11 protein-coding genes are annotated in these 12,091 nt (G+C 63.9%); 3 read left to right on the forward strand and 8 right to left on the reverse strand.

The window, feature by feature from the left end:
- Position 1 precedes the first annotated feature (1 nt).
- The 6 genes from nagB to PJL15_RS06105 form a co-directional block, all read right to left on the reverse strand.
- Complete coding sequence (nagB, locus tag PJL15_RS06080) at positions 2-784, reverse strand: glucosamine-6-phosphate deaminase (RefSeq protein WP_281450295.1); 783 nt, start codon at positions 782-784, stop codon at positions 2-4.
- 93 nt (positions 785-877) lie between these two features.
- On the reverse strand, positions 878-2,449 hold the full coding sequence (locus PJL15_RS06085; protein ID WP_281450296.1) for a transporter: 1,572 nt from the start codon (positions 2,447-2,449) through the stop codon (positions 878-880).
- Entirely contained in the window at positions 2,431-3,360 is a 930-nt protein-coding gene (locus PJL15_RS06090) for an ABC transporter ATP-binding protein (protein ID WP_281450297.1), read from the reverse strand. Before PJL15_RS06090 ends, PJL15_RS06085 begins: the two co-directional genes overlap by 19 nt.
- Positions 3,361-3,398: 38 nt before the next feature.
- Positions 3,399-4,499, reverse strand: a complete 1,101-nt coding sequence (locus tag PJL15_RS06095) for an NADH:flavin oxidoreductase/NADH oxidase (protein ID WP_281450298.1) — start codon at positions 4,497-4,499, stop codon at positions 3,399-3,401.
- Positions 4,499-5,482, reverse strand: a complete 984-nt coding sequence (locus PJL15_RS06100) for a tetratricopeptide repeat protein (RefSeq protein ID WP_281450299.1) — start codon at positions 5,480-5,482, stop codon at positions 4,499-4,501. Before PJL15_RS06100 ends, PJL15_RS06095 begins: the two co-directional genes overlap by 1 nt.
- Positions 5,483-5,519: 37 nt before the next feature.
- Positions 5,520-7,277, reverse strand: coding sequence for a hypothetical protein (locus tag PJL15_RS06105; protein ID WP_281450300.1), 1,758 nt, complete (start codon positions 7,275-7,277; stop codon positions 5,520-5,522).
- 202 nt (positions 7,278-7,479) lie between these two features.
- Between PJL15_RS06105 and PJL15_RS06110 the strand changes: the two genes are divergently transcribed.
- On the forward strand, positions 7,480-8,766 hold the full coding sequence (locus tag PJL15_RS06110; RefSeq protein WP_281450301.1) for an AI-2E family transporter: 1,287 nt from the start codon (positions 7,480-7,482) through the stop codon (positions 8,764-8,766).
- Between the two features lie 86 nt (positions 8,767-8,852).
- On the opposite strand, the gene PJL15_RS06115 is transcribed toward PJL15_RS06110, so the two are convergent.
- Together PJL15_RS06115 and PJL15_RS06120 are read right to left on the reverse strand one after the other, a co-directional pair.
- Positions 8,853-9,647, reverse strand: a complete 795-nt coding sequence (locus PJL15_RS06115) for an alpha/beta hydrolase (RefSeq protein ID WP_281450302.1) — start codon at positions 9,645-9,647, stop codon at positions 8,853-8,855.
- 41 nt (positions 9,648-9,688) lie between these two features.
- Positions 9,689-10,033 carry an ATP/GTP-binding protein gene (locus PJL15_RS06120; RefSeq protein ID WP_281450303.1) on the reverse strand — a complete coding sequence of 115 codons (345 nt, stop codon included), beginning with the start codon at positions 10,031-10,033 and terminating at the stop codon, positions 9,689-9,691.
- Between the two features lie 49 nt (positions 10,034-10,082).
- On the opposite strand from PJL15_RS06120, the gene nucS reads away from it, so the two are divergent.
- Complete coding sequence (gene nucS / locus PJL15_RS06125; RefSeq protein WP_281450304.1) at positions 10,083-10,778, forward strand: endonuclease NucS; 696 nt, start codon at positions 10,083-10,085, stop codon at positions 10,776-10,778.
- A 45-nt stretch (positions 10,779-10,823) separates the two neighbouring features.
- Positions 10,824-12,071 carry an N-acetylglucosamine-6-phosphate deacetylase gene (nagA, locus tag PJL15_RS06130; RefSeq protein WP_281450305.1) on the forward strand — a complete coding sequence of 416 codons (1,248 nt, stop codon included), beginning with the start codon at positions 10,824-10,826 and terminating at the stop codon, positions 12,069-12,071.
- The last annotated feature ends 20 nt before the right edge of the window (positions 12,072-12,091 follow it).

Below are 12,091 nucleotides of genomic sequence, written 5' to 3' on the forward strand. Positions count from 1 at the left end.
TCTACAGGCCCTGCCACTCCGGCTTGTTGTCGTAGGTGTGCCGATAGTAGTCCGCCAGTTTCAGCGACGACGCCGCGGCCTCGTCCACCAGGATGGTGGCATGGGGGTGCATCTGGAGGACGGACGCAGCGCAGATGGCCGCCACCGGTCCCTCCACGAAATCCCGGACGGCCTGCGCCTTCTGGGCACCTGTAGCCACCAGCACCACATGCTTGGCGTCCATGATGGTCCCCAGGCCCTGGGTCACCACGTGGTGGGGAACGTCGTCAATGCTCTCGAAGAAACGGGCGTTGTCTTTGCGCGTCTGCTCAATCAACGTCTTGATCCGGGTCCTGGAGGCCAAGGATGAACCCGGCTCGTTGAAGCCGATATGACCATCAGTGCCAACGCCCAGGATCTGGAGGTCCACCCCGCCTACGGCCTTGATGGCGTCCTCGTAAGCCTGGCATGCTGCCTCGAGGTCTTCAGCTGCACCATCCGGACCATGGACGTTCTCGGGTTTGATGTTGACCCGATTGGTGAATTCTCGCCTGATCACTTCGCGGTAGGACTCCGGGTGCCCGGTTTCCAGGCCCACGTACTCGTCCAGGGCGAAGCCGTGGGCCTGGCTGAAGTCCAGGCCCCCGGCTTCGTAGCGGCTGGCCAATTCGTCGTAGATGGGCAGAGGAGAGGATCCGGTGGCGAGGCCCAGCACGGCATTCGGCTTGCGGCGCACCAATGCCTCGATGGCATCTGCGGCCAGCGCACCGATCTGTTTGGTGCCAGGGAGAATGACAACTTCCATCGTCACGGCCTTTCTTGTCTGAGGGTCATCTACTGTCACTGAGGTTATCCCATGTCCCACCTATAGGCCATGGTTGCCATGGTTATTACGGCACTAGCGGTTCACGCTGAGTTGGGCGAACATCTCCGGTCCACGAGCGTCCAACCACTTTCCCCCCAGACGAACGCCCACAATGAAGAGGGCCGAGCCGAGCAAAGGACCTACCGCAAGATTGATCCAGCCTGCTTCGGGACCGCCGCTGAACGCCTGCACAGCCACCAGGACAAGCTCCGGAACCAGGAGCAGCGCCAGGACAGCCATGCCGACTCCCTGCACTGCGAGCGTCTGGGCAACATTTCCCGGCGGTTTTTTGAAGGGGCTGTCGCCGGGCAAAGGTACGGCAATGTTATACCGGGCCGAGATCACTGAGGAAAGCCCCAATCCGGTGAGGAGCGTTCCGAGTGACAACCCCAGGAGGCTGGGCAGCCACTGCCACTCTCCTGTGATGAACAACGGCCCCACCGTAAAGAGCAACACCACGGGAAGGGACAACACCAGACAGGCCAGGGCACGACCCAAACGGTCATCAATACCCCGGACGCCTGCCGCGAGGTGCAGGGCAAAAGCAGTGTTGTCGTAGGAAACGTCAGCACAGATGGACCACGCCATGACGAAGGCGGTCAGCGGCCCAAGGATCATGAACAGCCCGTAGCTGCCACTCTGGGAACTGCTGAAGAAGAAGAGGACCGGGAACAGCGGGACAATTACCAACGATGCCGCATACCGTGGATCCTTCATCCAATAGATCAGCGCACGTGCCATCACCGCTCCGGCAGGCGTCCCGGGCAGGCGGGCGAAGAGGCCGAGTTTCCCACCCTTCCTGGCTGAACCCCCGGAGTACTTGGGCGTCACCAGGGCACGCCGAAGGAGCAGGTGCCAGCACAGCAGGAGCGCGCCAATGGTGGCGGCCGCGATCAGGAATTTGAGACCGGCGGCGGCCACGTCCCCGGATTCCAGATCCCCACCGAGCGACCACGCCGCACCGAGGGGTGTCCAGGACAAGGTACGTGCCAGTCCGGGCAGGTAATCGGTACTGTTGCGGACCCCGTCCACAATGCCCGCCATGATCGGACCCAACAGGACCAGCGGGATGAACACGATGATGCTGCTGACGTCCTTGAACCGTCGCGAGGCGGCAAGGCCGGCAGTCGCCGTCGTTACCACTTTGGACACAACGATGCATGTAAGCGCCCCCAGGAGGGCACCCAGCAACGCGCCGACGCCGGACGGAACACTCCGCCACCAGGTACCCACCGTTCCCAAAGCCGCAATCAGCGTGGCCAGGCCCGGTATGCCGATGAATCCGGCAAGAGCCAGGCCCGTCAGGAGTTGCTTCGGCGGAATCGCGAAAGTGGTGAACCGCGCGGGATCCAATGTCATGTCTGCCGCGGACGTTATCAACGGGATGATCGCCCAACCCAGGACAGTGGCCACTCCACCCAATACCACCACGGTGTGGGCGATCCCGGGATCAGCCCACCGCAGTGCTATGAGGCCTCCAACCAGGAGGACCAAAATTCCCAAGGCGTAAAGCAAGCCCAACGCCATACCTACCAACTGCCACGGGCTGCGCTTGAACCCGTTAAGAAGCAGTTGCCACTTCAGGCCTAGAAGGTGCGCAACCATTCCAGGCCCTCCGTCCGGTGTCCGCCGCCCACCAACTGGACGAAGCGGTCTTCCAGGGTTGAACCATCGCGGACCTCGTCCACGGAACCTGCGGCAAGGACGCGGCCGCCTGCTACCACCGCGACGTGGCTGCACATGCGTTGCACGAGGTCCATGACGTGGCTGGACACAATGACCGTGCCACCGGAAGCCACGTAGCTTTCCAGGATGCCCCGGATGTTGGCCGCTGACACCGGGTCCACCGATTCGAAGGGTTCATCCAAAACCAGGAGCCGCGGCGCATGGATCAGCGCCGACGCCAGGGCAATCTTCTTGGTCATGCCGGCTGAGTAATCGACCACCAGGGAACCGGCATCGGCTTCGAGGTCGAGGGCAGCCAACAGCTCGGACACGCGCGTACCCACAACGTCCCTGTCCATGCCGCGCAAAAGCCCGGAGTAGGTGACCAGTTGTTCGCCAGTGAGCCGGTCGAACAGGCGGACCCCATCAGGCAGGACGCCCATGAGTTTCTTGGCCGCAAGTGGCTGGGCCCAGACATCGACGCCGTGGATCAGGGCAGTTCCGAAGTCAGGACGCAGCAGGCCCGTGGCCATGGACAACGTCGTGGTCTTGCCGGCGCCGTTGGGACCAACCATCCCGTAGAACGAACCGGCTGGTACCTCCAGGCTGATTCCGTCCACCGCAATCTTCTCGCCAAAGCGCTTGGCAAGGCCCCGGATGGACAGCGCCGACAACGGCGCTTCTGCCGGCGGTTGTGTTGGCGGTTGTGTTGTCAGTTGTGTTGTCAGTCCTGGTTGTGTTGTCGGTCCTGGCTGGGATGTGGCCGCAGCATTCGTGGCAGCCGCCGGTGGCGACTCGGAAGCTCCTGAGGACATTGATAAGGGCAAGGATTCATGGCGTGGTTCCGTCATGTGACCAGCCTAGCCTCGCTGGGGACGGCGGGCGGGTTCTAGAAACCGTGGCGGGGCACAGCACGTTGGTACTGCGGAACCCACGGCAGACTGACGCCAAGCTCGTAGGCCGCACGCAACCACCAATGCGGATCACGAAGGGCGGCACGGGCCATGAAAACCGCATCAGCGCGGCCGTTGGCGACAATGTCCTCAACCTGGGTTGGACTGGTCAGCAGCCCCACCGCGGCGGTGGGGACACCGGCGTCGCGCTTTACCTGCTCGGCGAACCCTGCCTGATAGCCGGGCACCGCGTTGATCTTTTGGTGGGCTACCGCACCTCCGCTGGAGACATCCACGAGATCGACCCCACGTGCGGCGGCGGCACGGGCCAATCTGGTCGACGCGTCTGAGTCCACGCCGCCATCGGCCCAGTCGGAAGCGGAGATCCTCAGCAGAAGAGGCATGGAATCAGGGATGACCTCCCGAACGGCCTCAACCACCGCAAGCATGAGCCGGTTCCGGCCTTCCTCGCTTCCACCCCACCGGTCAGTGCGGGTGTTGATGAGCGGGCTTTGGAACTGGTGCAGGAGATAGCCGTGGGCACCGTGGATTTCCACAGTATCGAAGCCCACGGACACAGCCCGGGCGGCAGCGGCGGCAAAGTCGGCCACGACGCCCTGAATGTCCTCTTCGCTCATGGCCGAAGGAGCTGCATAGCCGTCATAGGCCTCGTTCGTCGGACCAACAGTGGGCCAACCGCCGTCGGCCTCTTTCACCGAACCTGTTCGGTCCGCGAACGGCCAGTAGGTGGAGGCCTTCCGGCCCGCGTGGGCCAGCTGGGCGCCGATCCTGCAGTCCACAGCACCGTGCCGGTGCACGAAGTGCACAATGCGTTCCCAGCCCGCGGCCTGCTCATCGGAATAGAGGCCGGCGTCCAGTGGGCTGATCCTGCCCGCCGGGTTTACGGCCGCTGCCTCGCTCATGATCAGCGCGGCACCTCCAGCCGCGAACGAACCCAAGTGCATCAGGTGCCAGTCGTTCGGAACGCCCTCGCCCGTTTCCGGGTGGCAGCTGTACTGGCACATGGGCGAGACCCAACCGCGGTGCGCAATATCGAGCGAACGCAGCGAAATTGGGGAAAACAGCGTCGATGCCACTAGAAGAGAACCTTGGCCAGACCCTGCCTGGCTTTGGCCACCCGCTCGTCCTTGATCCCCACACCCTCGAAGAGTTCGAGGAGCCGTACGCGGGCAGTCTCCCGTTCAGGACCGAAATTCCGGCCGATGAAGGCGATGATCCGGTTGAAGCCGTCCTCGATGTGGCCACCTGCGATGTCGAGATCGGCCACTCCCAACTGGGCTTCGACATCATCGGGGTCATTGGCGGCCCGTCCGCGGAGGGCTTCTGCCTCGGGTGCCGTGAGTTTTTCAAGCCTGGCCATCAGTTCAACCTGGGCAAGACCGGCCTTTGCCTCGGCGTCTGCCGGCTGCTCCAGGAGCGCCTGCTTGTAGGCGGCCACCGCGGCGTCGTAGTCTCCGGCCTCAATGGCATCCACGGCGGCCTGGTGCAGCGGCGGCAGCGGGGCTGGCTCGGCGTCTTCAGCCTGTCCGGCATCGCCGATGCTTCCAGTGACACCATTTGCGGCAGCCACCTTGAGGAGTTCCTCGATGAGGTTTCGAATTTGTTCGTCATCAGCCGGGCCCTGGAACAACGGCACTGGCTGGCCCTTGATCACGGCGACGGCAGTGGGGACCGCCTCTACCTGGAAGGCCTGGGCCAATTGCGGGAAGGCGTCAACGTCCGCGGCGGCAAGCACCAGGCGGCCGCCGTAGCTTTCAACCACGCGCTGGGCGGCATCAAGCACTCCGGGTGATTCGGCGGCGTACCGGGACCAGAGGAGGAAAAGGACGGGAATCTGGGCGGACAACTGCACCAGATCCTGGAAGTTTGTTTCCGTGGCATCCACGCGAAGCGGAGCCTGGCCGGCGTCGCCCCCTTGGGGCGCACCGCCGTCGGCGGCTGCAGGAGCCGGAGGGCCCTGCGGCGGAGCAGGGCGGCGCAACGACGAGAGGTCGACGGCGCCGCGAAGGTTGAGCTGGCTGGCAGCGGCTGGAGTGGGTCGGTATCCGGGCGAACTCATAACTTCCACTCTAGCCGCTGCCTACCTACTGCTTGGGCTACTTGAAGCTGGCTCCTACGAGCCCGCGGGTGGCCGCTACCAGCTTCATGGGATCGGACGATCCCGCTGGCGGGATGTACACAGCCACTGACTCGGCGAAGTTCAAGACCATGCCCGTGGTTGTTTCCTTGCCGCCGGCAAAGACAGCGGAGTCGTCCTCGAGCAGGAGCTTGTCGCCTGCTGCCTTGGGCGTTCCCTCGAAGGAGAAGTCCAGGCGTCCCACTACCAAAGCTCCGCCGTCGGCGGTCTTCAACACAACGGTCTGGCTTGTTGCCGGAGTATGCGTGAATTTGAAGTTGGCGCTGGTTCCGTTCTTCACGGTATCCGCCTGGTAGGAAAGAGCCCCTGCGATGTACGGGGACGACTGGCCGTCAGCCAGTTTGCTGCGGTTGGGCGAATCCGGGTTGGTCAGCATTTCGCTCAGGATTTCCAGTGCCTGGTTACCGCTGTAGGCCAAGCCTGTGCTGTCACTGGCAGGCACAGGTGAGGTGCCCTTGCGCGGGACCGGGAAGGACGGGAAATTCGTACCCGGCTGGAGCGGGGCGGTACCCCATAGCTTGTAGTTCTCGCGGGGCGAGAGCTGAACCAGCGTCAGGACCTGCGGAACAACGTTCCCATCACCCTGGGTCAAGGCATATACGGTCCTTGGCCAGTCCTTCTTGGTGCTGATGACACTGCTTTGAAGCTTGGTGGCACGAACCGGCATGCGGGGCTCGTACGCCGAGACAGTCGACCGGATCTTGTAGTTCTGCGTCCGGATCTGGAGTTCCATCTTGTCTACGCGCGGAGCAAGCTTGGCTGCGTCCTTCGCGGCATCGGCTGCGTCCACGGTGCTGGCTACCTGCTCCAGGATGCGCTGCAGCTGGGATTCGAGCATGACCGGCGTTCCGGCGTCGCCCTCTGCAGGTGCCGAGGCCGAAGAGCTGGAGGTGGCATCCGGCGACGTCGTCGCTTGGGCTGCCACTGCGGACCCACCCACCATGACGGCCGCCAGTGCGGCAGCTAAGGCTGTAACACGCAACGCGGGACCCTCGGCTCCCCCGGTACGACGACGGCCCTCATCGCCGGCGGGCGACTGTACAGGCAGCGCGGTGGTTGCCCCGCCGTCGTGCGGTCCGTCTCCTTCGCCGCCCTTGCGGCGGCTGCCAAGTGCTTTGGCGATGAACGGCAGGGCCGCTCCGACGAGGATGATGATGATGCCCAGCACGATCAGCGGCACAGCCCACGGTGTGGTGGCCTTGTTCGGGAAGGTCATGGAGATCGCGGACGGCGCCGGCTTGGTTCCGTCAGAGGCCACCAGGAGGGACCACTCACCGTCAGCGGGAGGGTTCCAGGTGTATTCGAATTCTCCGTTTGCGTCCTCGGTGCTGACCCATAGATCGGATCCGGCCGGGGACGGCGCCTTCGCGTCACCATCGGCAGAGGTCACTTCGAGGGACTTCTGGTCTGCCGAGACACCGGTCAACGTGGTGTGGGCTGTTTTCCCCACCCAAGCGTTGACATCGTCCGGGCGGCCAGTGGAAATGGTGTAGTCGCCTTCACCCTGGATCTTGATCTTCACCGGCCCGTCGTGGAGGGCAATCAATTTTTGATCGATCACGGTCAGCGGGGCGGCCTTGGTATCGCCGGGAACCGAAGCCGTCACGGTTTCAGCAGGGGCCCAGAAAGTCAGCTGGCCAATGCCGGCCAGCATCGTCAGCAGGCCCAGCAGCACCAGCAAGGCTGCAGTCTTCAAACGCACAGGATCACCTATCATCAGCGGTCGTTGAACTTCAAGGGTAACCGTTTTGTTATCAAGGAGTCAGATCGGGGTGATCCCTGCGACACCCGTAAAAGCCTGCAGTGGCGCTGCTGCGGCCCGATTCCGTGGTCCTGATAGTGTGGCGATGATCATGATATCCGGGCCGTTTCAAGCCTGAATTGACTCTGCACCACCAATGAAAAGGCTGTAAAACCGCGTGAAAGACCACATGGAGTCCCGTCCCGTCGATGAGCCCGGGCCGGCCGCGGTCGATGCGTCGTCGGACGGGTCGGCCGCCGCAATTCCTGTCCGGACCGGACGCCTTGCCGCCATCAGCCGCCGGCTCAGGCAACCCATTCCAGGCGCCCGCAACCGCGTTCGCTTTGAGATGCCACCGGAAGACGAAAGCGACCGCGAAGGGTTCCGGCCGGAAGACGACCACGGCTTCGGCGCCCCCGGTCCGCGGATGTCATCGCAGCACCCCCTCTACGTCGGATTCATGGGAACCGCCGGCGTAGGAGTGGCCCTTGCAGTGTTCTACATCGCCAGCAACACCACCCAACTCATCCTGTGGATCGTGGCCGCCCTCTTCATTGCCCTGGGACTTGATCCGGTGGTCCGCTGGCTCGAGGCCCACAAGGTGCCGCGACCCGCAGGCATCCTGATCTCCGTGTCTGCTTTGGTGCTTGCCGTGGCGGGCTTTTTCGCAACACTGATTCCCACCATCGTTGAACAGGTTTCGGAGATCGTACGGCAAGCCCCGGACTGGATCCGCGGTTTCCTCGACTCGGACTTCTTCCGCAACGTGGACAGCCAATTCGGCGTGCGCGACCGCATCACCACCGAGCTGGATAAGTTCGTCAAGGATCCCGAGACGATGGGTGGCATCTTTGGCGGCGTTGTTGGATTCGGGTCCACTGTGGCCAACGGACTGTTCGGCTCGCTGATCGTCCTGGTCCTCAGCCTCTACTTCCTCGCAGCCCTTCCGTCCATGAAGAAGTGGGCCTACCGGCTGGCTCCGCGTTCCCGTCGGCCCAGGGTTGAGGCCTTGTCAGAGGCCATCACCGACTCCGTGGGCAACTACGTGATCGGCCAGGCCTGCGTTGCCCTCCTGAATGCCGTTTTCGCCTTCATCGTCATGACCATCCTGGGCGTTCCGTTCAGCGTCCTGCTTGCGTTCGTCGTGGCACTGCTGGCCTTCATCCCCCTGGTGGGCGGAATGATCGCGGCCGTCGTCGTCATCCTTGTGGCCCTCACGGCAGGCTGGCAGACAGCAGTGATTTACGCGATCGCCTACTTCGCCTACCTGCAGTTCGAGGCCTACTTCATCTCGCCGCGCATCATGCAGCGCGCTGTAGCCGTACCGGGGGCGGTGGCAGTCATCTCAGTCATTGCCGGTGGCAGCCTGCTGGGCGTCCTTGGTGCTCTGATCGCCATCCCCACCGCGGCGGCCATCATGCTGCTGATCAAGGAAGTCTTCATCGTCCGGCAAGACAGGCACTGACCTTCGCTCCCACCTCAGGCACTCGCGACCGGTCAGGCACTGGCGACCGGTCAGGCACCCGTGACCGGTCAGGCACTGGCGACCGGTCAGGCACTCGCGACCGGCCCCGCCCACTCTCGTGGCAGGCCGTCCACGCCTGCACCCGCCGGAGTAACGTCGTCGACAATTTCATCCAGGACGCGCGCCGCATACTTCTCGCCCACCCAAAGGTGCTTGGCGCCGTCGACGCCGACAACCCGAGCCTGCGGTACCAGGCCGAACCGCCGGGCTGCTTCTGCCGGTTGGAGATAGTCATCATGTTCTGGCACCAAAACGGTCAGCGGCTTGCCGGACGCGGCCCATTCCTTGAGGTGGACATCCGTGGCCCGGTGCAGCGGCGGGGACAACAGCACGGCTCCTTCGACGCTGCTGGCCACCGGCTCCACAGCGCCGTACATCAGGGCAAGTTCGGTCCCAAAGGACCATCCCACCAGCCAGCGGTTAGGCAGGCCGCGTTCAACAGCGAAGCGCACGGCGGCCTCGACGTCATACCGCTCCCCCAGGCCTTCTTCGAACTGCCCTTCGCTTGTCCCGCGCGGCGATGACGTACCGCGGGTGTTGAAGCGAAGAACCGCTACGCCGGCCAAGGCAGGGAGCCTGTACGAGGCCTTGCGGTAGACATGGGAGTCCATGAAGCCGCCGTGGGTGGGCAGCGGGTGGAGGGTGATCAAGGTGGCCGTGATTTCCCCTGATTCCGGCAGCGCGAGCTCGCCCAGCAAAATCTTGCCGTCCTCGGTTGTGAACTCCACATTCTCGCGTTTCGCGGGGAGCACTGTTGAAGCACGGATCTCCGAGGGCGCGTCCTGTGGGGTGAAAACGAACGATGCGGGGTCGAAAGTCATGCTTTCAAGCCTAAACGCATCTGCGGTAGCGGTCAGTCCGCTCAGCGGTAGCGGTACGTCCGCGAAGTCCAGCAATTGGTGTGCCAGTGGCGGCGTTCAGCCAATCCGGCCGCCTGCCCAAAGAGATGGTTGTCGGACCACACCACCAAATGGGCGATGCCAGGCAGGATAGCCGTGGAGCAGCCCGGGCAGATGTATTCCTTTTCGGCCTTCTTGGCCGTCATGGTCCGGACCATCCAGTCGCCGTCCGGAGCACTCTCCCGCCGGGCGATCCCCGCCCGGGCCCGCTCCAGGTCAAGCTCGGGCACCGGTTCGGTCCATTTGCCTCCAGCGTTGCCGGAGCGTGTGCTGGACGCGTTGCGACGAGGACGGTTGGAGCGGGGCATACCTCCATTCTGCCCCAGAGACCCGGGTGCAGGCGGTAATGTGGGGCGGGTGCGACTCGTGATAGCCCGTTGTTCTGTTGATTATGTCGGCCGCCTCAAGGCCCACCTCCCCCTCGCCACCAGGCTCCTGCTGGTCAAGGCGGACGGTTCGGTGTTGGTGCACTCCGACGGCGGCTCCTACAAGCCGCTGAACTGGATGAGCCCGCCCGCGACGCTCCGCGTTACCTCCCCGGAGGAGACCGAAGTGGAAGAAGGCGTAGTGGAGCAGTGGACGGTTCAGTCGGCCAAAACCGACGACCGGCTCATCATCAACATCTACGAACAGATCCATGACACCTCCCACGATCTCGGCATCGATCCCGGCCTGATCAAGGATGGCGTGGAAGCGGATCTCCAGCGCCTTCTGGCAGAGCAGATCGAGACCCTGGGAGCCGGCTACTCGCTGATCCGCCGCGAGTATTTCACGGCCATCGGCCCGGTGGACATCCTCGCCCGCGACGCCAGTGGCGCCACAGTCGCCGTCGAACTCAAGCGCCGTGGCGACATCGACGGCGTCGAACAGCTCACCCGTTACCTGGAGCTGCTTAACCGGGACCCGCTGCTGGCGCCGGTACGGGGAATCTTTGCCGCTCAGCAGATCAAGCCCCAGGCCAAAGTCCTGGCCAATGATCGGGGCATCGATTGCGTCACCCTGGATTATGACGCCATGCGCGGAGTGGATGACAGCGAGTCCCGACTCTTCTGAGGCCTTCCCGGGGCGGGTGTGCCACAGGCCACTAGAATCAGAACCATGACTGCCCCCACCCGCTTTGCTTCCTCGTCCGCGCCAAGCCATCAGATCATCAAAGGAACGCTTGTCAGCGACGGCGAGGTGGTGGAAGACGGCCTGGTGGCCATCGAAGGTGACCGGATAGCCTACGCCGGTCCCGCCGACGGCTTCGACGCCGAAGCCTTCGAGGGCTTCGAGGGGGCGATCCGTCTGGGGGTGCCAAGCGGGAGCTACCTCATCCCCGGCCTGGTCGATGTCCACTGCCACGGCGGTAACGGCGGCGATTTCCCGGGCGGGGAAGAAGCCTCCGCCCGCAGGGCCGTCGATTTCCTGCATCGTTCCGGAACCACAACCTTCCTGGCGAGCATGGTCACTGCTCCCCGTGAAGACCTCCTCCGAGGCATACAGCTGTACGTGAAGTTGGTGGAGGAAGGGCTCGTAGCTGGAATCCACCTGGAGGGTCCGTTCCTTTCCCATGCACGCTGCGGGGCGCAGAATCCTGATTACCTGCTGGATCCCGACCTGGAGCTCATGAACGAGCTGGTGGGTGCCGCGGCCGGGAAACTCGCCACCATGACGTATGCACCGGAACTCCCGGGCGCCGCAGGCCTCGTGGACCTCATGACCTCGCACGGCGTCACACCCTCTCTTGGCCACACCGACTGCGACGACGCCACGGCGACGGCGTCCCTGGCGGCCGCCCGCGAAGGGCTGGAGTCAGCAGGGTTCGACGGCGTGAGCTCGCTTCCCACCGTCACCCACCTTTTCAATGGGATGCCTCCGATGCACCACCGCTCACCGGGCCCTGTTGCCGCCTGCCTTCGCATGGCCCAGGAGGGCAAGGCGGTCGTGGAACTGATCGCGGACGGAACCCATCTGGCTCCCAGCACAGTTGCCACCGTCTTCCAACTGGTGGGAGCAAGCAACATCGTCCTCGTCACTGACTCCATGGCCGCGGCCGGCCTGTCTGACGGCAGCTACATGCTGGGGCCATCCCCGGTGACCGTCAGCAATGGCGTGGCCACCCTAGACGCCACAGGTTCCATAGCAGGGGGCACCGACACCCTCCTGGACGTCGTCCGCAAAACGGTGGCTGCCGGCGTCGCACTTCCGGACGTCATTTGTTCCGCGACGGCGGTACCGGCAGCGGTCCTGGGCCTGTCCGACGAGATAGGCGGGCTGCGACGCGGACTGCGCGCCGACGTCGTTGTCACCAATGAGGATCTCGAACTCACAGGCGTGATGCGAAACGGACAATGGTTGTCCTAGCCAAGCCCTGCACGTGAATT

Origin of the sequence: Paenarthrobacter nitroguajacolicus (genome assembly GCF_029952445.1) — a bacterium.
Taxonomy (GTDB): domain Bacteria; phylum Actinomycetota; class Actinomycetes; order Actinomycetales; family Micrococcaceae; genus Arthrobacter; species Arthrobacter nitroguajacolicus_B.